This window comes from Pseudoflavonifractor sp. HNCC25GI2, assembly GCF_058136395.1.
Genome location: NZ_JBYUOW010000002.1, coordinates 375574 through 396943, shown reverse-complemented (window position 1 = coordinate 396943; position 21370 = coordinate 375574). Strand labels below are relative to the sequence as shown.

The following is a 21370-nucleotide window of genomic DNA, read 5'->3' as shown; positions in this document are numbered from 1 at the left end:
CGACCTACTTTGCCCGCGTCGGCAAAGTAGGCAAAACGCCGCCGGGGGACGGCGTCTCGAAAAACACTCCGTGTTTTTATGCCGCCTCCCCCGGACCCCCTGCTTTTTCTACGGGGGAGCCACCAAGGGGTGTGGAAAAAATTTGTCCGGCGCGGGAAAAAGACAGGATACCATTTCTTGTGCCGCCCGCTGCCGCTCCATGTTGCTTGAACAGGTACTTGCTCCTACAAGGGTCGTCGCGCCTGGCTTCCATCCATCGCACAGCGGTTCGGTGGTCGGTCCGTCTCCGGGGCTGGTGCTTAGGGCAGGAAGTGGGTGCAGCGCTCCACGCCTCTTGGTTTGCAGCAGTCCTTTGGTCCGTTGACCTCGGCACCTATTTCGGTACTGGGGTTTTCAGGTTACCACCAACCCCCGGGGGGTACATCCAATAGGGGGGACCGCAGTCCCCCCTGATTGGTCGTTTCAAGGGGATGGGGTATCTAGGGGAAGGGGGAAATCGAAATCCCCCTTCCCCTAGACAGTTCTTTGGTAACTTTCTGTCTGCACAGAAAGTTACTCGCCCGGAGGCGAAATATCCTCTCCCCCGCCCGCAGGCGAAATCCCCACGCACCCATTTCTCCCCTGATAAAACGGGCGGATGATATCCGCCCCCACCCCAAAAAGGAAAACTGCCCGCAGCGGGCGGCCGCAGGCCGCCCCTACGTAAAAAGGAAAGCCCGAAGGCGAGGAGAAGGGTTGCGTCTACCCTGGTCTTTCCTTACGGGCGCAGAGGCGAAACGAAGTTTCGCAGAAAGTTCTTTGCCAAGCTTTCTTTCAAGAAAGCGGAGGGGGCGGTTGAAAACAACCGCCCCCCGGGGAAAATACAAATGAAATTTACTCCACAACCACGGCGGGCATAACGGCGGCGCAGCGGGGGCAGAGGGTGGGATGGTCGGCGTTGCCGCCCACCTTCAGGTGATGCTTCCAGCAGCGCTCGCACTTCTCGCCGCGGGCGGGGGTGACCTCCACCTTCAGCTCAGTGCCCACATCCACAGAGGCCTGGGACACGATGAGCAGGTCGGCCAGCTCGTCCTGATCCATATCGGCCAGGAAGGCGTCCTCGGCGGGCACGGTGAGGGCCACAGCGGCCTCCAGGCTCTTGCCGATCTTCTTCTCGTTCCGGGCATTCTCCAGAACGCCGTTGACGGCGGTGCGCACGGCGATGATCTTGTCCCACTTGGCCAGCAGCTCCTCGGAGAGGGCATACTCGGCAAAGGGCTTGTTCATCTCGTTGAGCACCACGTTCCGGCCGTCATCCCCCTCGCGGTGAGGCATGGCCTGCCAGATCTCATCGCAGGTGAAGGCCAGGATGGGGGCGAAGAGCTTGGTGATGGTGTCCAGAATGAGCCACAGGGCAGTCTGGGCGGAGCGGCGCTTCAGGCCGTCACGCTCCTCGCAGTAGAGGCGGTCCTTGATGATGTCCAGATAGAAGGAGCTGAGATCCACCACGCAGAAGTCGTTGATGGCGTGGGAGACCACATGGAACTCATAGTTGTCGTAGGCGGCGAAGCACTTCTCAATGAGCTGGTTGAGGCGGGAGACGGCCCACTTGTCCAGTTCCAGCATCTCCTCCGGCTTCACCAGCTGGTTGGGGTCGAAGCCCTCCAGGTTGCCCAGGCAGTACCGGGCGGTGTTGCGGAACTTCAGGTAGTTCTGAGAGAGCTGCTTGAAGATGGCGTCGGAGCAGCGCACGTCCACGTGGTAGTCGGCAGAGCCCGCCCACAGACGGAGCAGGTCCGCGCCGTACTTCTTGAAGATGTCGGCGGGATCCACGCCGTTGCCCAGGGACTTGTGCATGGCCTTGCCCTCGCCGTCCACGGTCCAGCCGTGGGTGACGCACTCCTTAAAGGGCGCGCCCTTGCCCAGAGCGCCCACGGCGGTGAGCAGAGAGGACTGGAACCAGCCGCGGTACTGGTCGAGACCCTCCAGGTACATGGTGGCGGGCCAGAAGCCCTGATCCTTCTGCATGGAGGCGAAGTGGGTGGAACCGGAGTCGAACCAGCCGTCCAGGGTGTCCTCCTCCTTGGTGAAGCCGGCCTTGCTGCCGCAGTGGGGGCAGGCGAAGTCAGCGGGCAGGATGTCCTTGGCCTCCAGCTCGTACCAGGCGTTGGAGCCCTTCTCGGCAAAGAGCTTGGAGACGGCCTCGATGGTCTCGTCGGTGCAGATGGGCTTGCCGCAGTCGGCGCAGTAGAACACGGGGATGGGCAGGCCCCAGCGGCGCTGACGGCTGATGCACCAGTCGGCGCGCTCCCGGATCATGGAGATCATGCGGTCCTTGCCCCAGGCAGGCACCCAGCGCACGTCGTCGGTAGCGGCCACGGCCTCGTCCTTGAAGGCATCCACGGAACAGAACCACTGGGGAGTGGCACGGAAGATGATGGGGTTCTTGCAGCGCCAGCAGTGGGGGTAGGAGTGGACGATGTCCTCGCTGGCGAAGAGCATGCCGCTCTCCTTCATGTCCTGGAGGATGACGGGGTTACTCTCGTCGGTCTTCATACCGGCGTACTTGCCGGCGTAGTCGGTGTGGCGGCCCTGGTCGTCCACGGGCACCACCATGTCGATCTTGTAGCGCTTGCAGGTCTCGTAGTCGTCGGCACCGAAGCCGGGAGCGGTGTGGACGCAGCCGGTACCGGAGTCCATGGTGACGTACTCGGCGCAGCACAGCTGGGAGGTTTTGTCCAGGAAGGGGTGCTGGGCCAGCATATACTCAAAGTCGGAGCCCACAAACTGCTTGATGATCTCGTAGTGGTCAAAGCCGCCGATCTTCATCACCTTGGCGCACAGGGCCTCGGCCATGATATACATCTCGCCGTTGTCCGCCTTCACCAGCACGTAGCTCTCACGGGGATGGACGGCGATGGCCAGGTTGCCGGGCAGGGTCCAGATGGTGGTGGTCCAGATGAGGAAGTACATCTTGCTGAGATCGCCGTACTGGCTCAGCTTGCCCTGGTCGTCCTTCACCGGGAACTTCACGTACACGGTGGTACAGGGGTCGTCCTGATACTCGATCTCCGCCTCGGCCAGAGCGGTCTCGTCCTTGGGGCACCAGTACACGGGCTTCAGGCCCTTGTAGATGTAGCCCTTCTTATACATGGCACCGAAGACCTTGACCTCCTCAGCCTCAAAGCCGGGGTCCATGGTCTTGTAGGGGTGCTCCCAGTCGCCCAGCACGCCCATGCGCTTGAAGCCGGCCATCTGGATGTCGATATACTTCTGGGCGTAGTTGTGGCAGGCGGTGCGGAACTCGGGGACGCTCATCTTCTTGCGGTTGAGCTTCTGCTCCTTGATGATGGCGCTCTCGATGGGCATGCCGTGGTTGTCCCAGCCGGGGATATAGGGGGTGTAGTAGCCACGCATGGCGTACATACGGGTGATGAAGTCCTTCAGGGACTTGTTGAGGGCGTGGCCCATGTGCAGGTTGCCGTTGGAGAAGGGAGGACCGTCGTGGAGAGCGAAGCGGGGCTTGCCCTCGTTCTTCTTCAGCATCTCATTGTAAAGGTCCAGCTTGTTCCAGTTCTCCAGCATGCCCGGCTCCCGGTTGGGCAGGCCCGCCCGCATGGGGAAGTCGGTCTTGGGGAGATTGATGGTCTTGTTGTAGTCCATGTCTCGTGTTCCTCCGTTTATCTTACAGTTTCTGTTGATTTACCTTCTAAATATGCCCCGTGGGGCGGGACGTCAGTAGTCCAGCACTACCTTGCGGCAGGCCCGGCAGAGAAAAGCGGGTACGGGCTTGGCGGCAAAGCCGCCCCGGATGGATTCATCCTCCTTGCCGGAGACGATGAGCACGCGCTTGGGCTGGGGCGACCAGACCAGGGGGAATTTGGCTCCCAGGTAGCCCTCTTCCATGGGAGCGCCGCATACGGGACAATTCATGTTCAAACACTTCCTTTGCAAAAACAAAACCGCCCTTGTCTCCCTTAAGAGACAAAGGCGGCAAAAGCCTCTGCGGTACCACTCTTATTGCCGGACGGAAGGTCCGGCCCCTCAGACTGCCCGGTAACGGGGGCGTCCGGAGGGGCTTAGTACCGAAACGGGTTCGGCCCCCCTGCTCCGAGGTGATCTTCACGCCTGCTCCCCCGGCCGCCTTGCACCAAACGGCGGCTCTCTGGGCGGGTTGGAGCGGGGCTACTGTCCTCATCCGCGCATAAATCCAAATATACCTTATTATCTTATCGGCTTGCACCCCAATTGTCAAGCGGAAAGTCCCCTGTCTCAGGGGGGATTTTATCCAATCTTCAAGGATTTTTAATTCCTTTTTTTCCAGATCTATGCTATACTGACTGATAGACATGAAACGGATTCGGCCCCTCCCGCAGGCGGGCCGGGAAGGAGCAATCCCATGGAGCAGAGCTTTGACGTACTGATTGCAGGGGCGGGCTACGCCGGGGCGGTGTGCGCCCGCAGCCTGGCCGAGGGCGGAAAACGGGTGCTGGTGCTGGAGCGCCGCAGCCACGTGGGCGGCAACGCCTACGACTGCCCGGACGAGGCCGGTGTGCTCATCCACCAGTACGGTCCCCATATCTTCCACACCAACGACAGCCGGGTCTTTGCCTGGCTGTCCCGGTTCACCCAGTGGCGGGACTACCAGCACCGGGTGGTGGCCGACATCCCCGACGAGAAGGGCGGCCGCATGCGCTACCCTGTCCCCTTCAACCTGACCTCTCTGGAAACCGCCTTCGGCCCCGAGGAGGGCAAGCGCCTGGGGGACAAGCTCATCGCCGCCTACGGTGCGGAGAAAAAGGTGACCATCCTGGAGCTGCGCCAGAACCCCGACCCGGAGATTTCCGCCCTGGCCGACTACGTCTATGAGCACGTCTTTGTCCACTACACCATGAAGCAGTGGGGACAGAAGCCCGAGGATATCGACCCCAACACCACCGCCCGGGTGCCCGTGTTCCTCTCCCGGGACGACCGGTACTTCCAGGACGCCTGCCAGGGCATGCCTCTGGAGGGCTACACCCCCATGTTCCAAAAGATGCTGGACCACCCCAACATCAAGGTGGAGCTGGGAGCGGACGCCCTGGAGCGGCTGGACCTGTCCGGCGACGTGCTGAAGGTGGACGGCGTCCCCTTTGAGGGGGAGGTCATCTACACCGGCCAGGCCGACGAGCTCTTCCGCTTCCAGTACGGCCCCCTCCCCTACCGCACCCTGGACTTCCGCTTCGAGACCCTGGAGAAGGACGACTTCCAGGGCTACGGCACGGTGAACTACACCGTGGACCAGGACTACACCCGCATCACCGAGTTCAAGCACCTCACCGGGCAGGTGCTCCCCGGCAAGACCACCATCGTCAAGGAATATTCCCGGGCCTACGGCGGCATTCTGGGGGAGATTCCCTACTACGCCATCATCAACCCGGAGAACAACGCCCTCTACGGCCAGTACAAGGCGCTGGCTGACCGCTTCCCCAACCTGCACCTGCTGGGCCGCCTGGCCGAGTACAAATATTATAACATGGATGCGATTGCGGGCCGGGCGCTGGACCTGGCGGAGGCCCTGCTGACCAAATAAGTCCGGCGGAGAGAACGACGGCCGGAACAATAAGGAGAGACAATCCAATGGACAAGCTGATTACCTTTGCCGTCCCCTGCTACAACTCCGCAGCCTACATGGAGCACTGCGTGGAGACCCTGCTTCAGGGTGGGGACGACATTGAGATTATTCTGGTGGACGACGGCTCCACCAAGGACGACACCCCTGCCATCTGCGACCGCTACCAGGAGCAGTACCCCGACATTGTCCGGGCCATCCACCAGGAGAACGGCGGCCACGGCGAGGGCGTCAACCAGGGCATCCGCAACGCCCGGGGCTTCTACTACAAGGTGGTGGACTCCGACGACTGGGTGGACGTGCCCTCCCTGCACAAGGCCCTGGACAAGCTGCGCCAGTTCCAGCGGGACGGCAAGCCCATCGACATGATGATCTGCAACTACGTCTATGAGCACGCCGAGACCAACACCCAGCGGGTCATGCACTACCGCAACGTGTTCCCCCGGAACAAGGTCTTCGGCTGGGACCAGATTGGCCGCTTCCGCCCCTCCCAGTACCTGCTGATGCACTCGGTCATCTACCGCACCCAGCTGCTGCGGGACTGCAACCTGGAGCTGCCCAAGCACACCTTCTATGTGGACAACATCTTCGTCTACCAGCCCCTGCCCTCCGTGCGCAACATGTACTACCTGGATGTGGACCTGTACCGCTACTTCATCGGCCGCTCCGACCAGAGTGTCAACGAAAAGGTCATGGTCACCCGGGTGGACCAGCAGCTGCGGGTCACCTACCACATGATTGACTCCCACGATCTGCGGGAGGTCTATGCCCAGCACAAGAAGCTGGGACGCTATATGTTCAGCTACCTGGCCATGATGATGGCCATCTCCTCCATCTTCCTGGTCATCGACGGTTCCCCCGAGGCTCTGGGCAAGCGCACCCAGCTGTGGGAGTACCTGCGCGGCGTGGACAGCGGCATCTACCACAAGATGAAATACCGCGCCGTCTCCGCCTTCACCGCCTTCCCCGGCTACCAGGGACGGCGGCTGTCCGTGGGCCTGTACCGCCTGGCCCGGAAGATCTACAAGTTCAACTAAAAAGCACCTCTCCCCCCCGCCCCGCCGGACGGGGGATTTTTTTGTCCTTGACATACCTAGAAAGCCGAGGTATCATATACCTAGAAAGTCTAGGCATCATATTGTCGGGAGCATTTCCCGGGAAAGGATGGTTTGTATGAAGTTTGACAAGGGCCTGGTGGCGGGCAGCAGCACGCTGCTGGTGCTGGCGCTGCTGGAGGGCGGCGACATGTACGGCTACCAGATGATTGAGGAGCTGGCCCGCCGCTCCAACGACGCGTTTCAGATGAAGGAGGGGACCCTCTACCCCATTCTGCACGCGCTGGAGAAGGGGAAGTACCTCGCGTCCTACCAGCAGGAGGCCCCCACCGGGCGGCAGCGGAAGTACTACCGGCTGACCCGGAGGGGGAAAAACCTCCTGGACGAGAAGCGGGCCGAGTGGGCCGCCTTCCACAAGGGCGTGGAGGATGTCCTCTCCGGCGGTGCCAACGCCCTCTCCTTTTCTTAAAAGACTGTCCCGACGCCCAGGGGGCGGAGGGCGTCCCCGAAGGGGGAAAGGAGCAAAAGAACTTATGCGAAACTTCGTTTCGCCTCTTTAATACCAGTGTGGACCTGCAAAGAGGGCGCAGCGGAGGCAGACTGGTGCGTTGGCAGAAAGAAGCGGCGTCCCCGAAGGGGGAAAGAAACAAAAATGTTCTGTGAAACTGCATTTTATTTCTTTGGCACCGGTATGGAACCACAAGGAGAGTGCAGGGAAGGCGGCGTGTTGGCTGGAAGAGAAAAACGTTCCAGAAGATTTTGCCGCTCCTTTTAATGCCTGGGTAAAGCTGGGGTTGGAGAGGGATAGAGAGGAGGAACGCCGGTGGACAACTTGAGACAAAACTGGGAGAGCTGGCTGGATACCGCGGTGGGCGGCATCCGCTTCGGCTATGACCGCCGGGCGGTGCGGGAGGAGCTGGAGGCTCACCTGGAGGACAAGGCAGCGGACCTTCAGCGGTTTTTTCCGGATATGACCGCGGAGGAGGCGGAGGCCCGGGCCATTGGAGAGATGGGCGACGCGGAGGAGCTTCGCTCCGCCCTGGCAAAAATCCACCGGCCCTGGCTGGGCTGGTTGTGGCGGGCCAGCCAGGGGGCCCTGGCCCTCCTGCTTCTGGTGATGACCGTTGTGGGAGCCAATACGCTCATCAATGGCTACGGCCTGGGCGGCTGGTACGACGGAGAAAGCGACCGGCGGACCGAGCAGGATGGCGCGGTATTTCTGGCTCCGGTGGAGGAAGAAGTGACGGTGGAGGGCTGCACCATTACGGTCCCCCAGGCGGTGGTCTGGACCTACGAGGAGGAGAAGGAACTTGAAGTGGCCCTGCGGGTGGAGGATCTCCGCTTCTGGCGAAAGGGCGGCGGACAGTTTGACTTGGTTTCCGCCCGGGACGATCTGGGCGGCTATTATTCCAGCCAGTATGAGTGGACCCGGATGGACCGCTGGTCGGCGCAGGGCTACATCTCCGTGCGGCGGGACGGCTGGGGCCCTTTTCACCAGACCTATTTGCTGCGGATAAGCGGCATTGACCCGGAGGCCCGGTGGATTGAGCTGAACTACGACTGTCTGGGCCGGAGCTTTTCCCTGCGGGTAGATTTGACGGAGGAGGCGGAGGCATGAAACGGAAAAAAGAGCTGCCCCACGGGGCAAAGCTGGCCCGCAACCTGATTCTGCTGCTCCTCCTGGGCGTGTTGGTGTGGGGGCTGACGGGCTTTTCCGCGCCCACGGTGCGGGGCCGGTTCCGGATGGCGGAGCAGGCCAACTGGGCGGGGCCCTCGGATGTTCAGGGGGTTGTTGACACCCGCTATGACCGATGGGTTGTGGCCTCCTGTCAGGACCAGCTGATTGTCTGGCGGGACGGCGGGACCGACCTGGAGTACTGGCCCCGGGCGGAGGAGGGGACCACGCTGGTCCCGGTGCCTGAGAGACGGGTGGACATGGGCGAGGTCTGGGTGGCGGCGGCAGATGTGCCGGAGGGAACCGCCTCCGCCCAGCTGGAGCTGACGGTCCGCTGCTGGTACCGGAGAAATGCCGATGGCTGGACCATTGACAGCCAGCCGGAACAGCCCGGAGGCTCGACGCTGACGGAGCGGTGGGAAAAGAGCTACTCCGCCCAGGGGCAGCTGCTGGAGGACGGAGCCGCGGTGTTCCATGTGGCCGCGGAAGAGGAGCAGTGGGAGAATCAGGAGATGGAGAGCCTGATTTTGAGCTACGCCTATGAGTGGGATCTCTATTGGGCGGAGCAGAACCGGCGGGCGGTGGACTGCCATATGGAAGCGGTCTTCTATGACCGGGCGGGCCAGGAGCTGGGCCGGGCCCAGCTGGCCACAACCGAACAGGGGGGAGCGCCGTGGACCGGAAACTGAACAGGATGCAGCAGTGGCTGAACACAGCGGTGGGCGGTATCCGCTTTGGACCGGACCGGAAGGCAGTGCGGGAAGAGCTGGCGGCCCACCTGGAGGACAAGACGGCGGATTTCCAGCGGATTTTTCCGGACATTTCCCCAGAGGAGGCGGAGGCACGGGCCGTGGAGGAGATGGGCGATGCGGCGGAGATCGGCAAAGAGCTGGCACGGCTCCACAAGCCCTGGCTGGGGTACCTATGGCGGGCCAGCAAGTGGGCGGCCGCGGCACTGGTGCTGGTCCTTGTGGCCATCAACGTGCTGAAAAACGACTACTTTCAGTCCGCCGGGTATCCCCTCTGGGGCCAATTCAGTACGGTGTACGGCCAGACGGAGGGAGAGAAAATCCAGTTGGGCGGCTACACCTTCCAGATTGTAGGGGCTGCCTATGTGGAGTACCCCGAGGACAGCCCCTACATGAATGGCGTGCAGGTAGCCTTTCGGGTGTCCACCCCACGGTTCTGGGAGCGGATCAACGATGGGAGCCTCAAGTCTGCCCTTACCATGACCGGCCCGGAGGGATGGGCCTGGGAGATGGACGGCGGAAAAATGAACGCCAACTGGGAGCTGGGGATAAATCAGACGCTGTGCGGCCTCCGGCGGGCGGAGTGGGGGCTGTTCCACGACACCTATGTAGCCTATGGAGATCTGGAGTGGCCGGAGGGCGAATCAGTCTGTCTGGAGTTTGACTTTGGAAAGGGCAGCTTTACCCTGGACGCGGGACAGCTGGAACGGGTGGTGATGGAATGAGAGAGAAATTGCAGACCCGGTGGGAGCAAAGCAAGTGGAAGGCTCGGATAGACCGGCTTCCACGGCTTTGGCGGCTGAGCCGAGGAAAAAGACTGGCCCTCAATCTGGTGATCATTGCGGTGGCCGGAGCATGGCTGTGGGGGCTGGCGGGCTATCCCCTGCCCACGGCGGAGATGGAGTTTCGTCGGCTGGAGCGGGCCAGCCTGGAGGAGCGGTCGGAGCTGGTGCTGTCTTTGGGCAAGAATCTGGAGGTGCAGGCCCAGGATGGAAGCAGGCACATCTTTGTCCGCCCCATGATGGTCGGGGTGACGGATGACCAGGTGCTGGTGGGCTACGCCAACCGGACTGACCATCCTTTCGATGAGTTGCGGTGCTATGAGCGGGAAGACGGCCCCACCCCCGTCCCTCTCCATCCCAATTTTGTGTCCTGGATGGGTGTGGTACAGGAGGGACAGGAGGATAGTTTTTACAGTACTGCAATCCCGCTTCTGCTGATAGGGGTGCCCGAGGAGGCGGCCTGCGGCGAAATGGAGCTGAAGATTACAGAATGGGAAGATGGGGAGTTTCACCAGGTTGCCCCTTTGTTCGACCTGGGAAACGGCATTTGGCTGGCCCCTGTGGAACAGACAGAGGATGTCTTTAACGCCGCATGGTATCGGAGAGTGGATTACACCCTGAAACTCTATGATAGCGCAGGCGAACCGCTGCTGGAGCGGGAGGGCACCATCCCTGAGCCGCTGTGAGAATCGCTCATTATATATAAGGTAGAGGGCAGGGGCCGGGCCTCTGCCCTCCTTCCCTGCTTGTGGGGCTTGTGGAAGGCAAAAGCCTGGGCCACAAGGGATTGTGCCCAAATTCCCTAACCCGAGGCCTGTAAAAAACGTGTAAAAATTTTTCGAAAAAATTCTTGACACACACGGGACTGTGTTGTAGAATATCAGAGCGCCTGTAAGGGCGCAGTCTGCGATGATGCGGGAGATTGCGGTGAAAACCGGTAACTTCCGCGGAGTATGTCCGTAAAATCGGGCGGCTGAGAGATCCGTGCCACGGCGTATATCGCCCGGCAGGGAGGAAACCGGCCTGTCTATGCGCCGGTTTTTTCGTGGCCAGGAGTGATACGCACGAAAGCGTGGACACACGAAATGCTCTCACCGTACGAAGGCTGGACAAAGTCAACTTTCGTATGTATTTAAGGAGGAAATCCCAATGGCAGCTCAGAAAGAAATGATCCGCATCCGCCTGAAGGCCTATGACCACCAGCTCATCGACCAGAGCGCGGAGAAGATTGTGGAGACCGCCAAGCGCACCGGCGCTTCCGTCTCCGGCCCCATCCCCCTGCCCACCAAGAAGGAAGTCGTCACCATCCTGCGCGCGACCCACAAGTACAAGGATTCCCGCGAGCAGTTTGAGCGCCGCACTCACAAGCGCCTCATCGACGTGGTCAAGCCCTCCCCCAAGACCGTCGAGGCCCTGATGAGCCTGGAACTTCCCGCTGGCGTGGAGATCGAGATTAAGCTGTAAAAACCAGCGTCTGAGCCGTCGTGAGCAGCGCGGATGGACCGGAGCGAGGGATACAAACCAAGGAGGGCTGAAAGCCCGGATGTTTGTGTCCCGAGTCGAAGGGAAGCCGCGCGTCGCGAACAGGCGAAGCGTGAGGACAGCCAATCTCACCTGATTTCATCAGTACCGCAGTCCGCCGCGTCATTGAGGCGGACGGGTCAAGTCGTCGTAGCAATGACGAAGCGACCGAGCCGTTGCGAGCAGCACGGATGGACCGGAGCGAGGGATACAAACCAAGAAGGGCCAAAGCCCGGATGTTTGTGTCCCGAGTCGAAGGGAAGCCGTGCGTTGTGAGCAGGTGAGGCGTGACAGGGCCCAGCCCAACGGGGCCCTTCCGTCAACTACTCCGACCAATAACCTTTGAAGTAGGAGGAAATCCAAATGCAGAAAGCGATCATCGGCAAAAAGATCGGCATGACCCAGATCTTCGATGAAGCCGGCCATGTGGTGCCTGTCACCCTGATTGAGGCCGGCCCCTGCACCGTGGTGCAGAAGAAGACCGCCGAGAAGGATGGCTACAACGCCATTCAGCTGGGCTACGAGACCGTTCCTGAGCGCAAGCTCACCAAGCCTGAGCTGGGTCACCAGAAGAAGGCTGGTCTGGAGGAGTTCAAGAAGGTCCTGAAGGAGTTCGCTCTGGAGGACTGCTCCAAGTTTGAAGTGGGCGACCAGGTGAAGGCCGACCTCTTCGCCGAGGGCGACTTCGTTGACGTCACCGGCATCAGCAAGGGCCACGGCTACCAGGGCGTTGTGAAGCGCCACGGCGCCGCCCGCCTGAAGGAAACCCACGGTACCGGCCCTGTTCACCGCCACGCGGGCTCCATGGGCTCCGGCACCGACCCCAGCCGCATCTTCAAGGGTAAGATCGGCGCCGGCCAGATGGGTAACGAGCAGGTCACTGTTCTGAACCTGGACGTGGTCAAGGTGGACGCCGAGCTGGGCCTCATCGCCGTGCGCGGCGCTATCCCCGGCCCCAAGGGCGGCATCGTCTTCGTGAAGAACACCGTCAAGCACAACGCCGAGAAGAAGGGCGCTGCCGGTATCAGCCTCAACCCGCAGAAGGCCTCTGCCCGTGTCAACCCGCAGAAGGCTTCCGCCCGCAACAAGTAAGGAAAGGAGAGTGTAAATCATGGCAAAAGCAAATGTGTTTAACATGGCCGGCCAGCAGGTCGGTGAGATCGAGCTCTCCGAGGCTGTTTTCGGTATCGAGCCCAACCAGGCTGTGGTCCACGAGGTGGTCAAGAATCACCTGGCCAACTGCCGTCAGGGCACCCAGAGCGCTCTGACCCGCGCCGAGGTTTCCGGCGGCGGCAAGAAGCCCTGGCGCCAGAAGGGCACCGGCCACGCCCGTCAGGGTTCCACCCGCGCTCCCCAGTGGACTCACGGTGGTATCGTGTTCGCTCCCAAGCCCCGCGATTACAGCTACACCCTCAACAAGAAGGTGAAGCGTCTGGCTCTGAAGTCCGCTCTGTCCGCCAAGGCTGCCGAGGGCGCCGTTATCGTGGTGGACGGTCTGAAGCTGGACGAGATTAAGACCAAGACCATGAAGGGCCTGCTGAACGCTGTGGGCGCCACCAAGTCCGTGGTCATCACCCCCGAGGTGGACGACATCGTGGTCAAGTCCGCCCGCAACATCCCCGGCGTGGTCACCACCACCGCCAAGATCCTCAGCGTCTACGACATCGTCAACGCCAAGCAGCTGGTCATTGACAAGGCTGCCCTGGCTATCATCGAGGAGGTGTACGCGTAATGGCTACCAAGGCTTATGACATCATCAAGCGCCCCATCATCACTGAGCAGTCCATGGAGCAGACTGAGATGAAGCGCTACACCTTCGAGGTCGCCAAGACCGCCAACAAGATCGAGATCGCCAAGGCGGTTGAGGAGATCTTCGGCGTCAAGGTCGCCAAGGTCAACACCCTGAACATGCAGGGCAAGATGAAGCGCATGGGCGCCCGGCCCGCTGGCCGCCGCGCCAACTGGAAGAAGGCCATGGTCACCCTGACCGCCGATTCCAAGTCCATCGAGTTCTTCGAGGGTATGGTGTAAGGAGGAGATTGAGAAATGGCTATTAAGACTTTTAAGCCCACTACCCCCTCCCGCCGTCACATGACTGTGTCCGCCTTCGAGGGGATCGACAAGAACGCCAAGCCCGAGCGCGCCCTCACTGAGGTGCTGAAGAAGCACGCTGGCCGCAACAGCTATGGCCGCATCACCGTCCGCCACCACGGCGGCGGCAACAAGCAGAAGTACCGCATCATCGACTTCAAGCGGGACAAGAACGGCAAGGCTACCGTGATTAACCTCCAGTACGACCCCAACCGTTCCGCCAACATCGCCCTCATCGAGTATGAGGACGGCGAGCGCCGCTATATCCTGGCCCCCAACGGCCTGAAGGCTGGCCACATCATCATGACCGGCCCCGATGCCGACATTCTGCCCGGCAACTGCCTGCCCATCGCCAACATTCCCGTTGGTGAAATGATTCACAACATCGAGCTCTACCCCGGCAAGGGCGCTCAGCTGGTTCGCGCCGCCGGCGTGGCCGCCCAGCTGATGGCCAAGGAGAACGGCATGGCTCAGGTCCGTCTGCCCTCCGGCGAGGTCCGCTACGTCCGCGAGAACTGCAAGGCCACCATCGGCCAGGTCGGCAACACCGACTGGGCCAACATCCAGATTGGTAAGGCCGGCCGCAAGCGCCACATGGGTTGGCGGCCCACCGTCCGCGGCTCCGTCATGAACCCCAATGACCACCCCCACGGCGGCGGCGAAGGCAAGAGCCCTGTCGGCCGTCCCGGCCCTGTCACCCCCTGGGGCAAGCCCGCCCTGGGCTACAAGACCCGCAAGACGAAGAACCGCACTGACAAGTTCATTGTCAAGCGTCGTAACAGCAAGTAAGGAGGCAGTGAAAGATGAGCAGAAGCATTAAGAAAGGCCCCTTTTGCGCCCCTGAGCTGCTGAAGCGGGTCGATGAAATGAACGCTAAGAACGAGAAGAAGGTGCTGAAGACCTGGAGCCGCGCCTCCACCATCTTCCCCTCCTTCGTGGGACACACCTTTGCCGTCCACGACGGCCGCAAGCACGTGCCCGTCTATGTCACCGAGGATATGGTCGGCCACAAACTGGGCGAGTTCGTCCCCACCCGCACCTTCAAGGGTCACGCGGGCAGCAAGACCGGTAAGTAAGGAGGAGAGAGAACATGGAAGCTGTTGCTAATCTGAAATATCTGCGGATCTCTCCCCGTAAGGTGAAGATCGTCCTGGACCTCATCCGGGGCAAGGACGTGGCCACCGCCACCGCCATTCTGCTGCAGACCCCCAAGGCAGCCTCTGAGCCCGTGCTCAAGCTGCTGAAGAGCGCCGCCGCTAACGCCGAGAACAACCACCAGATGGACCCTGAGAAGCTGTACGTCAGCGCCTGCTACGCCAACCCCGGCCCCATCATCAAGCGCATCATGCCCCGGGCCCAGGGCCGTGCGTACCGCATCAACAAGCGTACCTCTCACGTCACCATCGTCGTGAGCGAGCGCTAAGGGAGGAGGAACAATATGGGACAGAAAGTGAATCCCCACGGCCTGCGCGTGGGTGTGATTAAGGATTGGGACTCCCGCTGGTACGCCCGCAACGAGCTGGTGGGCGATCTGCTGGTGGAGGACAAGAAGATCCGTGACTACCTGAAGAAGACCCTCTACGGCGCCGGCATCCCCAAGATCGAGATCGAGCGGGACAACGCCAAGGTCCGCATTTACCTCCACTGCGCCCGTCCCGGTGTGGTCATCGGCAAGGGCGGCGAGGACATCAAGAAGATCGAGGCTCAGCTGGTCAAGATGGTCGGCAAGCCCGTGGACCTGAAGATCGTTGAGGTCCGCGACATCGATACCAACGCTCAGCTGGTGGCCGAGAACATCGCCCAGCAGCTGGAGAAGCGCATTGGCTTCCGCCGCGCCATGAAGAACTCCATGGGCCGGGCCATGCGCGCCGGTGCCAAGGGCATCAAGATCTCCTGCGCCGGCCGTCTGGGCGGCGCCGAGATTGCCCGCACCGAGCACTATCACGACGGCACCATCCCCCTGCAGACCCTCCGCGCCGACATCGACTACGGCTTTGCTGAGGCTGCCACCACCTACGGCCGCATCGGCATCAAGGTGTGGATCTACAAGGGCGAGGTCCTGACTCAGGCCCTGCGCACCACCCCCCGCACCCTGGACACCAGCAAGCCCTACCAGGAGCGCCGCGAGCGTCCCCGTCGTGACCGTCGGGACGGCGACCGCCGCCAGGGCGGCTTCAACCGTGACCGCCGTCAGGGTGGTTTCAACAACAACCGTGGCCCCCGCCCCGCCGGTCAGGCCAATACTCCTAAGGAAGGAGGCGCTCAGTAATGCTGCTGCCTAAGCGCGTTAAGTATCGCCGCGTTCACCGCGGACGCATGAAGGGCAAGGCCAGCCGCGGCAACACCGTTACCTACGGTGAGTTCGGCCTGCAGGCCACCGAGCCCAGCTGGATCACCAGCAACCAGATTGAGGCCGCCCGTATCGCCATGACTCGTTACACCAAGCGTGGCGGTAAGGTGTGGATCAAGATCTTCCCCGATAAGCCCGTTACCGAGAAGCCCGCTGAGACCCGCATGGGTTCCGGTAAGGGCTCCCCCGAGTACTGGGTGGCCGTGGTCAAGCCCGGCCGCGTGATGTTCGAGATCGCTGGCGTCTCCGAAGAGGTCGCCCGCGAGGCTCTGCGCCTGGCCAGCCACAAGCTGCCTGTCAAGTGCAAGATCGTTAAGCGTGAGGAAACCGAGAAGGGTGGTGAAGCGTAATGAAGGCCAATGAAGTCCGCAAGATGTCCAGCGCCGAGCTGGAGACCAAGCTGCAGGACCTGAAGAAGGACCTGTTCAACCTCCGCCTCCAGCACGCCACCAACCAGCTGGATAACCCCATCCGGATCGCCCAGGTCAAGAAGGATATCGCCCGGGTTAAGACCATCATCCGCGAGCAGCAGCTCGCCGGCCGCTAAGAGGAGGAATAGAAGATGGAAAACAGAACTTCTTCCCGTAAGACCAGAGTCGGCCTGGTGGTTTCGGACAAGATGGATAAGACCGTTGTGGTCGCCATCGCCGACCGCGTGGCCCATCCTCTGTATAAGAAGATTGTCAAGAGAACCTATAAGCTGAAGGCTCACGATGAGAACAACCAGTGCGGCATCGGTGACCGCGTCAAGGTCATGGAGACCCGCCCCCTGTCCAAGGATAAGCGTTGGCGCGTGGTTGAGATCATCGAGAAGGCGAAGTAAGGAGGTGTCGGTATGATTCAGCAGGAAAGCTATCTGAAGGTTGCCGACAACACCGGCGCCAAGGAGATTAAGACCATTCGTGTGCTGGGCGGCTCCAAGCGCAAGTTCGGCAACATCGGCGACGTCATCGTGGCTTCCGTCCGCAAGGCTCAGCCCGGCGGCACCGTGAAGAAGGGCGAGGTCGTGAAGGCCGTTATCGTCCGCACCAGCCGTGGCGTGCGTCGTGCCGACGGCTCCTACGTCCGGTTTGACGACAACGCCGCCGTCCTCATCAAGGAGGACAAGAACCCCCGCGGCACCCGTATCTTTGGCCCAGTGGCCCGCGAGCTGCGTGACAAGGACTATATGAAGATCCTGTCCCTGGCTCCCGAAGTGCTGTAAGGGAGGTCGAGTGAGATGAATAAAATGAGCATTCGCAAGGACGACCTGGTTGTCGTCCTGTCCGGTAAGGACAAGGGCAAGCAGGGCAAGGTCCTGGAAGTCATGCCCAAGGACGGCAAGGTGGTCGTGGAGAAGGTCAACGTGGTCTCCCGCCACACCAAGCCCCGCAAGCAGGGCGACCAGGGCGGCATCCTCCAGAAGGAAGCCCCCATCTACGCCTGCAAGGTGCAGCGCGTCTGCCCCAAGTGCAACAAGCCCACCCGTGCCGCCCACAAGCTGCTGGCCGACGGCAAGAAGGTCCGCGTCTGCAAGAAGTGCGGCGCTGAAATCTGAGAGAGGAGGAGTGATTCCAAATGGCTAACACGCCCAACCTGAAGAAGAAGTATCAGGACGAGGTCGCTCCTGCTCTGATGCAGAAGTTCGGCTACAAGTCCACCATGCAGATTCCCCGCCTGGAGAAGATCGTGGTCAACGTGGGCTGCAGCGAGGCCCGCGAGAACGCCAAGGTGCTGGACGCCGTCGTCAACGACCTGACCACTATCACCGGTCAGAAGGCCGTCATCACCAAGGCCAAGAAGTCCGTGGCTAACTTTAAGCTCCGTGAGGGCATGCCCATCGGCGCTAAGGTTACCCTGCGCGGCAACAAGATGTGGGAGTTCCTGGACCGCCTGTTCAACGTGGCCCTGCCCCGCGTCCGTGACTTCCGCGGCATCTCCGCCGACGCCTTCGACGGCCGCGGCAACTATGCCCTGGGTGTCAAGGAGCAGCTGATCTTCCCCGAGATCGAGTACGACAAGATCGACAAGATCCGCGGCATGGACATCGTGATGTGCACCACCGCCCAGACCGATGAGGAGGCCCGTGAGCTGCTGACGCTCATCGGCGCTCCCTTCGCCGGCCGCTGATAGGAGGAAGAACAATGGCTAAGAAATCTATGATTCTGAAGCAGCAGCGCGCTCCCAAGTTCTCCAGCCGCCAGTACAACCGCTGCAAGCTGTGCGGCCGTCCCCACGCCTACCTCCGGGACTACGGCATCTGCCGTATCTGCTTCCGTGAGCTGGCCTATAAGGGACAGATCCCCGGCGTGAAGAAGGCTTCTTGGTAAGTGAAATGCCCCTGTGCTTCGTGAGGTCCGCTTGCCGTACACAAAGTACGGCGGCGCGGCCCGCACATCGCCCAGGAACATTTTCCTCACCAAGATCGTTTCCTTGAGGCTGGGTGCCGGCCGGGTACACAAAGTACGCCGTCGCCGCGCCCCCTCGCCTGACGAAACGTTCTTCATCAATCCCTGCCCAGCGGTTCAGGACCCTGGAACGCCGCCCCGTGCACGGGGTGTGACCGCTCCTCTCCCCTGCCGGGCAGCCGGGAAAAATTGGATAAGATGTTCCCCGGGGAGGGGCCGAAAGGCTCCTTCCCGGAATAATCTTTCCACGCTTTCGTGTGTGCGGAGCAAAAAACTCTTGTAAACCTTAAAAATATGGGGTATAATTAGTCGATTGCGCCGCCAGGCACAATTTAAGAAACTCCCAACGCAGTCGGGAGTGCGCACCCGGAACCGGGGTTTTGAGAAAAAACCACGGCTGCGGGGATTTGCCCTGTTTGTCCCGAAGGCCAGTGACCGGAGACCGGCGCGAAAAGGCGTCCCGTCCGGCGGTCTTCAAAAGGAGAACAAAAAAGGGCCCTATCCGGTCAAATCCGTCCTGAACGGGCGGTTTTGATATAGATTCCGCGCCTGCCCCAACCAGGCGCAAAGGCGGTTAACAGGTCGGGGAACGCCTACCCCCGATACCTTGCCGTCTGTACCGGCCTGAAAACCGGTAATCTGAATAGGAGGTAAGACTCATGCAAATCACCGATCCCATTGCGGATATGCTCACTCGTATCCGCAACGCGAACAACGCCAAGCATGACACCGTGGACGTCCCCGCGTCCAACATGAAGAAGTCCATCGCGCAGATCCTGCTGGATGAGGGCTATATCAAGAACTTCCAGCTCATCGACGATGGTACTCAGGGCGTTATCCGCATCACTCTGAAGTACGGCCCCGGCAAGGAGAAGGTCATCTCCGGTCTGCGCCGCGTCTCCAAGCCCGGTCTGCGTGTGTACGCCGGCGCTGAGGAGCTGCCCAAGGTCCTGCGCGGCCTGGGTATCGCCATCGTTTCCACTTCCAAGGGCGTCATGACCGACAAGAAGGCCCGTCAGGCCCATGTCGGCGGCGAAGTCCTGGCATTTGTCTGGTAAGGAGGGTTATAGGAATGTCTAGAATTGGTAGAGCTCCTATCGCCATTCCCGCCGGAGTGGAGATTAAGGTAGAGGACAACAACGTTGTCACCGTCAAGGGCCCCAAGGGTACCCTGACCCAGCAGTTCAACCCCAACATGGCCATCGCCGTTGAGGAGAACGTGCTGCATGTCACCCGTCCCAACGACGCCAAGGAGAACCGTGCTCTTCACGGCCTGACCCGCACCCTGATCCACAACATGGTTCTGGGCGTGACCGAGGGCTTTAAGAAGGAGCTGGACGTCAACGGCGTTGGCTACCGTGTGGCCAAGGAAGGCAACAAGCTGGTCATGAACCTGGGCTTCTCCCACCAGGTCACCATGGAGGAGGTCCCCGGCATCACCATCGAGGTGCCCGGCCCCAACAAGATCATCATCCACGGCTGCGACAAGCAGCAGGTGGGCCAGTTTGCCGCCGAAGTGAGAGAGAAGCGTCCCCCCGAGCCTTATAAGGGCAAGGGCATCAAATACACCGACGAGGTCATCCGCCGCAAGGCTGGTAAGACCGGCGCCAAGAAGTAAGAAGGAGGTGTGCCACTATGATCAACAGACCCGATACCCGTTCCCAGCGGCTTAAGCGCCATAAGCGCGTGCGCGCCAAGATTTCCGGCACGCCCGAGCGTCCCCGCCTGAACGTGTTCCGCAGCGAGACCAACATCTATGCCCAGATCATCGACGATGTGGCCGGCAAGACCCTGGTCTCCGCTTCTTCCCTGGAGAAGGACTTCTCCTGCGACGGCACCAAGACCGACGCCGCCAAGCAGGTTGGCCAGCTGGTTGCCGAGCGCGCCAAGGCCAAGGGCATTGAGACCGTGGTCTTCGACCGCGGCGGCTATGTCTATCACGGCCGCGTGAAGGCTCTGGCCGAGGGCGCCCGTGAGGGCGGCCTGCAGTTCTAAGGGAGGAGGAAACAGATAATGGCTAGATTTGAGAGAGAGCCCAGCGAGTTCGTTGAGAAGCTGGTGTTCCTGAACCGTGTATCCAAGACCGTCAAGGGCGGCCGTGTGGCCAAGTTCTCCGCCCTGATGGTGGTCGGCGACGAGAAGGGCCGCGTGGGCTTCGGCCTGGGCAAGGCCGCCGAGGTGCCTGAGGCGATCCGCAAGGGCATCGAGGACGCCAAGAAGAACATGATCACCGTGTCCCTGTCCGGCACCACCATCCCCCACGAGGTGATCGGCGAGTTCGGCGCCGGCCGCGTGCTGATGAAGCCCGCTGCTCCCGGTACCGGCGTTATCGCCGGCGGCCCCGTCCGTGCCGTGATGGAAGCCATCGGCATCAAGGACATCCGTACCAAGTGCCTGCGCTCCAACAATCCGCAGAACGTGGTCTCCGCTACCTTCGAGGGCCTGAAGTCCCTGCGCAGCCCCGAGGAAGTGGCCCGTACCCGCGGCAAGAGCGTGGACGAGATCGTGGGTTAAGGAGGTCATTCACAATGGCGAATCTGAACATTAAGCTGGTCAAGAGCCTGAACGGCCGCATTGCCAAGCACAAGGCGACCGCCGAGGCCCTGGGCCTCCGTAAGATTGGCGACACCACCGTGCAGCCCGACAACGAGGCTACCCGCGGCAAGATCGCCCACATCGGCTACCTGCTCCAGGTTACCGAGGAAAACTAAAAGGAGGCGCGAGACAATGAATCTGCATGAACTCTCCCCCGCCGCCGGCTCCAACACCAAGGCTTACCGCAAGGGCCGCGGCGCCGGTTCCGGCAACGGCAAGACCGCCGGTCGCGGCCACAAGGGCCAGTGGGCCCGCTCTGGCGGCGGCGTGCGCGTGGGCTTTGAGGGCGGCCAGATGCCTCTGGCCCGCCGCATCCCCAAGCGGGGCTTCCACAACATTTTTGCCAAGCCCCTGGAGGCTGTGAACGTCTCCGCTCTCGACAAGTTCGAGGATGGCGCTGTTGTCAACGCCCAGGCCCTGCTGGAGAAGGGCATCCTGTCCAAGTGCCAGTACGGCGTTAAAATTCTGGGCAACGGCAGCATCTCCAAGAAGCTGACCGTCCAGGCTTCCGCCTTCTCCGCCTCCGCTAAGGAAAAGATCGAAGCTGCAGGTGGTAAGGTGGAGGTGGTCTGAGT

General features: G+C 61.4%; 31 protein-coding genes and 1 other annotated feature. Of the genes, 29 read left to right on the top strand and 2 right to left on the bottom strand.

Annotated features, from left to right (window positions below):
• Positions 1-873: 873 nt before the first annotated feature.
• Both ileS and AC3YUO_RS04480 read right to left on the bottom strand, forming a co-directional pair.
• On the bottom strand, positions 874-3642 hold the full coding sequence (gene ileS / locus AC3YUO_RS04485; RefSeq protein WP_489961837.1) for an isoleucine--tRNA ligase: 2769 nt from the start codon (positions 3640-3642) through the stop codon (positions 874-876).
• A 72-nt stretch (positions 3643-3714) separates the two neighbouring features.
• Entirely contained in the window at positions 3715-3912 is a 198-nt protein-coding gene (locus AC3YUO_RS04480; RefSeq protein ID WP_489961836.1) for a PF20097 family protein, read from the bottom strand.
• Between the two features lie 44 nt (positions 3913-3956).
• Positions 3957-4189 (bottom strand) — a binding site (T-box leader).
• 189 nt (positions 4190-4378) lie between these two features.
• Here AC3YUO_RS04480 and glf point away from each other — a divergent pair.
• The 29 genes from glf to rplO all read left to right on the top strand — a co-directional run bounded on the left by glf (position 4379) and on the right by rplO (position 21368).
• Entirely contained in the window at positions 4379-5551 is a 1173-nt protein-coding gene (gene glf, locus AC3YUO_RS04475; RefSeq protein WP_489961835.1) for a UDP-galactopyranose mutase, read from the top strand.
• Between the two features lie 47 nt (positions 5552-5598).
• Positions 5599-6627, top strand: a complete 1029-nt coding sequence (locus AC3YUO_RS04470) for a glycosyltransferase (RefSeq protein WP_489961834.1) — start codon at positions 5599-5601, stop codon at positions 6625-6627.
• Between the two features lie 136 nt (positions 6628-6763).
• On the top strand, positions 6764-7114 hold the full coding sequence (locus AC3YUO_RS04465; RefSeq protein WP_489961833.1) for a PadR family transcriptional regulator: 351 nt from the start codon (positions 6764-6766) through the stop codon (positions 7112-7114).
• Positions 7115-7304: 190 nt separating this feature from the next.
• Positions 7305-7481 carry a hypothetical protein gene (locus AC3YUO_RS04460; RefSeq protein WP_489961832.1) on the top strand — a complete coding sequence of 59 codons (177 nt, stop codon included), beginning with the start codon at positions 7305-7307 and terminating at the stop codon, positions 7479-7481.
• Entirely contained in the window at positions 7469-8263 is a 795-nt protein-coding gene (locus AC3YUO_RS04455; protein WP_489961831.1) for a permease prefix domain 1-containing protein, read from the top strand. The genes AC3YUO_RS04460 and AC3YUO_RS04455 overlap by 13 nt, the downstream gene beginning before the upstream one ends.
• Positions 8260-9009, top strand: coding sequence for a hypothetical protein (locus AC3YUO_RS04450; RefSeq protein WP_489961830.1), 750 nt, complete (start codon positions 8260-8262; stop codon positions 9007-9009). The genes AC3YUO_RS04455 and AC3YUO_RS04450 overlap by 4 nt, the downstream gene beginning before the upstream one ends.
• Positions 8994-9794, top strand: coding sequence for a permease prefix domain 1-containing protein (locus AC3YUO_RS04445; RefSeq protein ID WP_489961829.1), 801 nt, complete (start codon positions 8994-8996; stop codon positions 9792-9794). Before AC3YUO_RS04450 ends, AC3YUO_RS04445 begins: the two co-directional genes overlap by 16 nt.
• Positions 9791-10537 (top strand): hypothetical protein, encoded by a 747-nt coding sequence (locus AC3YUO_RS04440; protein ID WP_489961828.1) that lies wholly within the window; start codon positions 9791-9793, stop codon positions 10535-10537. Before AC3YUO_RS04445 ends, AC3YUO_RS04440 begins: the two co-directional genes overlap by 4 nt.
• Positions 10538-11000: 463 nt before the next feature.
• Positions 11001-11315, top strand: a complete 315-nt coding sequence (gene rpsJ, locus AC3YUO_RS04435; protein ID WP_489961827.1) for a 30S ribosomal protein S10 — start codon at positions 11001-11003, stop codon at positions 11313-11315.
• 420 nt (positions 11316-11735) lie between these two features.
• A complete protein-coding gene (rplC, locus tag AC3YUO_RS04430; protein ID WP_489961826.1) occupies positions 11736-12464 on the top strand; it encodes a 50S ribosomal protein L3 in 729 nt (242 codons plus the stop codon).
• A gap of 19 nt (positions 12465-12483) precedes the next feature.
• Positions 12484-13104, top strand: a complete 621-nt coding sequence (gene rplD, locus AC3YUO_RS04425; RefSeq protein WP_489961825.1) for a 50S ribosomal protein L4 — start codon at positions 12484-12486, stop codon at positions 13102-13104.
• Complete coding sequence (gene rplW, locus AC3YUO_RS04420; protein WP_489961824.1) at positions 13104-13403, top strand: 50S ribosomal protein L23; 300 nt, start codon at positions 13104-13106, stop codon at positions 13401-13403. The genes rplD and rplW overlap by 1 nt, the downstream gene beginning before the upstream one ends.
• Before the next feature lie 15 nt (positions 13404-13418).
• The gene (gene rplB / locus AC3YUO_RS04415; protein WP_489961823.1) at positions 13419-14252 is read left to right on the top strand and encodes a 50S ribosomal protein L2; all 834 of its coding nucleotides are present in this window, start codon (positions 13419-13421) and stop codon (positions 14250-14252) included.
• Between the two features lie 14 nt (positions 14253-14266).
• Positions 14267-14539: a 30S ribosomal protein S19 gene (gene rpsS, locus AC3YUO_RS04410; protein ID WP_118641848.1), complete on the top strand. Its 273-nt coding sequence runs from the start codon at positions 14267-14269 to the stop codon at positions 14537-14539.
• A gap of 14 nt (positions 14540-14553) precedes the next feature.
• Entirely contained in the window at positions 14554-14886 is a 333-nt protein-coding gene (rplV, locus tag AC3YUO_RS04405) for a 50S ribosomal protein L22 (protein WP_489961822.1), read from the top strand.
• A gap of 15 nt (positions 14887-14901) precedes the next feature.
• On the top strand, positions 14902-15732 hold the full coding sequence (gene rpsC, locus AC3YUO_RS04400) for a 30S ribosomal protein S3 (RefSeq protein WP_118641846.1): 831 nt from the start codon (positions 14902-14904) through the stop codon (positions 15730-15732).
• Positions 15732-16163, top strand: a complete 432-nt coding sequence (rplP, locus tag AC3YUO_RS04395) for a 50S ribosomal protein L16 (protein WP_489961821.1) — start codon at positions 15732-15734, stop codon at positions 16161-16163. The genes rpsC and rplP overlap by 1 nt, the downstream gene beginning before the upstream one ends.
• Positions 16163-16360, top strand: coding sequence for a 50S ribosomal protein L29 (gene rpmC, locus AC3YUO_RS04390; protein WP_489961820.1), 198 nt, complete (start codon positions 16163-16165; stop codon positions 16358-16360). The genes rplP and rpmC overlap by 1 nt, the downstream gene beginning before the upstream one ends.
• A 15-nt stretch (positions 16361-16375) precedes the next feature.
• The gene (gene rpsQ / locus AC3YUO_RS04385) at positions 16376-16636 is read left to right on the top strand and encodes a 30S ribosomal protein S17 (protein WP_118641843.1); all 261 of its coding nucleotides are present in this window, start codon (positions 16376-16378) and stop codon (positions 16634-16636) included.
• A gap of 12 nt (positions 16637-16648) precedes the next feature.
• Positions 16649-17017 carry a 50S ribosomal protein L14 gene (rplN, locus tag AC3YUO_RS04380; protein WP_489961819.1) on the top strand — a complete coding sequence of 123 codons (369 nt, stop codon included), beginning with the start codon at positions 16649-16651 and terminating at the stop codon, positions 17015-17017.
• 15 nt (positions 17018-17032) lie between these two features.
• On the top strand, positions 17033-17350 hold the full coding sequence (gene rplX / locus AC3YUO_RS04375) for a 50S ribosomal protein L24 (protein ID WP_489961818.1): 318 nt from the start codon (positions 17033-17035) through the stop codon (positions 17348-17350).
• Positions 17351-17370: 20 nt separating this feature from the next.
• Positions 17371-17922, top strand: coding sequence for a 50S ribosomal protein L5 (gene rplE, locus AC3YUO_RS04370; protein ID WP_489961817.1), 552 nt, complete (start codon positions 17371-17373; stop codon positions 17920-17922).
• 14 nt (positions 17923-17936) lie between these two features.
• Positions 17937-18122: a type Z 30S ribosomal protein S14 gene (locus AC3YUO_RS04365; protein WP_118641840.1), complete on the top strand. Its 186-nt coding sequence runs from the start codon at positions 17937-17939 to the stop codon at positions 18120-18122.
• Positions 18123-18859: 737 nt separating this feature from the next.
• Positions 18860-19258 (top strand): 30S ribosomal protein S8, encoded by a 399-nt coding sequence (gene rpsH, locus AC3YUO_RS04360; protein ID WP_118641839.1) that lies wholly within the window; start codon positions 18860-18862, stop codon positions 19256-19258.
• 14 nt (positions 19259-19272) lie between these two features.
• Positions 19273-19818 carry a 50S ribosomal protein L6 gene (gene rplF, locus AC3YUO_RS04355; RefSeq protein WP_489961816.1) on the top strand — a complete coding sequence of 182 codons (546 nt, stop codon included), beginning with the start codon at positions 19273-19275 and terminating at the stop codon, positions 19816-19818.
• A 17-nt stretch (positions 19819-19835) separates the two neighbouring features.
• The gene (rplR, locus tag AC3YUO_RS04350) at positions 19836-20195 is read left to right on the top strand and encodes a 50S ribosomal protein L18 (RefSeq protein WP_489961815.1); all 360 of its coding nucleotides are present in this window, start codon (positions 19836-19838) and stop codon (positions 20193-20195) included.
• Between the two features lie 18 nt (positions 20196-20213).
• Positions 20214-20714 carry a 30S ribosomal protein S5 gene (gene rpsE, locus AC3YUO_RS04345; protein ID WP_489961814.1) on the top strand — a complete coding sequence of 167 codons (501 nt, stop codon included), beginning with the start codon at positions 20214-20216 and terminating at the stop codon, positions 20712-20714.
• 14 nt (positions 20715-20728) lie between these two features.
• The gene (gene rpmD, locus AC3YUO_RS04340) at positions 20729-20911 is read left to right on the top strand and encodes a 50S ribosomal protein L30 (RefSeq protein WP_118641835.1); all 183 of its coding nucleotides are present in this window, start codon (positions 20729-20731) and stop codon (positions 20909-20911) included.
• A 16-nt stretch (positions 20912-20927) separates the two neighbouring features.
• A complete protein-coding gene (gene rplO, locus AC3YUO_RS04335; RefSeq protein ID WP_118641834.1) occupies positions 20928-21368 on the top strand; it encodes a 50S ribosomal protein L15 in 441 nt (146 codons plus the stop codon).
• The last annotated feature ends 2 nt before the right edge of the window (positions 21369-21370 follow it).

What these genes read in the sequence shown, in the direction of transcription:
- ileS (WP_489961837.1), bottom strand. Translation starts at nt 3,642, where the DNA reads ATGGACTACAACAAGACCATCAATCTCCCCAAGACCGACTTCCCCATG.
- AC3YUO_RS04480 (WP_489961836.1), bottom strand. Translation starts at nt 3,912, where the DNA reads ATGAATTGTCCCGTATGCGGCGCTCCCATGGAAGAGGGCTACCTGGGA.
- glf (WP_489961835.1), top strand. Translation starts at nt 4,379, where the DNA reads ATGGAGCAGAGCTTTGACGTACTGATTGCAGGGGCGGGCTACGCCGGG.
- AC3YUO_RS04470 (WP_489961834.1), top strand. Translation starts at nt 5,599, where the DNA reads ATGGACAAGCTGATTACCTTTGCCGTCCCCTGCTACAACTCCGCAGCC.
- AC3YUO_RS04465 (WP_489961833.1), top strand. Translation starts at nt 6,764, where the DNA reads ATGAAGTTTGACAAGGGCCTGGTGGCGGGCAGCAGCACGCTGCTGGTG.
- AC3YUO_RS04450 (WP_489961830.1), top strand. Translation starts at nt 8,260, where the DNA reads ATGAAACGGAAAAAAGAGCTGCCCCACGGGGCAAAGCTGGCCCGCAAC.
- AC3YUO_RS04440 (WP_489961828.1), top strand. Translation starts at nt 9,791, where the DNA reads ATGAGAGAGAAATTGCAGACCCGGTGGGAGCAAAGCAAGTGGAAGGCT.
- rpsJ (WP_489961827.1), top strand. Translation starts at nt 11,001, where the DNA reads ATGGCAGCTCAGAAAGAAATGATCCGCATCCGCCTGAAGGCCTATGAC.
- rplC (WP_489961826.1), top strand. Translation starts at nt 11,736, where the DNA reads ATGCAGAAAGCGATCATCGGCAAAAAGATCGGCATGACCCAGATCTTC.
- rplD (WP_489961825.1), top strand. Translation starts at nt 12,484, where the DNA reads ATGGCAAAAGCAAATGTGTTTAACATGGCCGGCCAGCAGGTCGGTGAG.
- rplW (WP_489961824.1), top strand. Translation starts at nt 13,104, where the DNA reads ATGGCTACCAAGGCTTATGACATCATCAAGCGCCCCATCATCACTGAG.
- rplB (WP_489961823.1), top strand. Translation starts at nt 13,419, where the DNA reads ATGGCTATTAAGACTTTTAAGCCCACTACCCCCTCCCGCCGTCACATG.
- rpsS (WP_118641848.1), top strand. Translation starts at nt 14,267, where the DNA reads ATGAGCAGAAGCATTAAGAAAGGCCCCTTTTGCGCCCCTGAGCTGCTG.
- rplV (WP_489961822.1), top strand. Translation starts at nt 14,554, where the DNA reads ATGGAAGCTGTTGCTAATCTGAAATATCTGCGGATCTCTCCCCGTAAG.
- rpsC (WP_118641846.1), top strand. Translation starts at nt 14,902, where the DNA reads ATGGGACAGAAAGTGAATCCCCACGGCCTGCGCGTGGGTGTGATTAAG.
- rplP (WP_489961821.1), top strand. Translation starts at nt 15,732, where the DNA reads ATGCTGCTGCCTAAGCGCGTTAAGTATCGCCGCGTTCACCGCGGACGC.
- rpmC (WP_489961820.1), top strand. Translation starts at nt 16,163, where the DNA reads ATGAAGGCCAATGAAGTCCGCAAGATGTCCAGCGCCGAGCTGGAGACC.
- rpsQ (WP_118641843.1), top strand. Translation starts at nt 16,376, where the DNA reads ATGGAAAACAGAACTTCTTCCCGTAAGACCAGAGTCGGCCTGGTGGTT.
- rplN (WP_489961819.1), top strand. Translation starts at nt 16,649, where the DNA reads ATGATTCAGCAGGAAAGCTATCTGAAGGTTGCCGACAACACCGGCGCC.
- rplX (WP_489961818.1), top strand. Translation starts at nt 17,033, where the DNA reads ATGAATAAAATGAGCATTCGCAAGGACGACCTGGTTGTCGTCCTGTCC.
- rplE (WP_489961817.1), top strand. Translation starts at nt 17,371, where the DNA reads ATGGCTAACACGCCCAACCTGAAGAAGAAGTATCAGGACGAGGTCGCT.
- AC3YUO_RS04365 (WP_118641840.1), top strand. Translation starts at nt 17,937, where the DNA reads ATGGCTAAGAAATCTATGATTCTGAAGCAGCAGCGCGCTCCCAAGTTC.
- rpsH (WP_118641839.1), top strand. Translation starts at nt 18,860, where the DNA reads ATGCAAATCACCGATCCCATTGCGGATATGCTCACTCGTATCCGCAAC.
- rplF (WP_489961816.1), top strand. Translation starts at nt 19,273, where the DNA reads ATGTCTAGAATTGGTAGAGCTCCTATCGCCATTCCCGCCGGAGTGGAG.
- rplR (WP_489961815.1), top strand. Translation starts at nt 19,836, where the DNA reads ATGATCAACAGACCCGATACCCGTTCCCAGCGGCTTAAGCGCCATAAG.
- rpsE (WP_489961814.1), top strand. Translation starts at nt 20,214, where the DNA reads ATGGCTAGATTTGAGAGAGAGCCCAGCGAGTTCGTTGAGAAGCTGGTG.
- rpmD (WP_118641835.1), top strand. Translation starts at nt 20,729, where the DNA reads ATGGCGAATCTGAACATTAAGCTGGTCAAGAGCCTGAACGGCCGCATT.
- rplO (WP_118641834.1), top strand. Translation starts at nt 20,928, where the DNA reads ATGAATCTGCATGAACTCTCCCCCGCCGCCGGCTCCAACACCAAGGCT.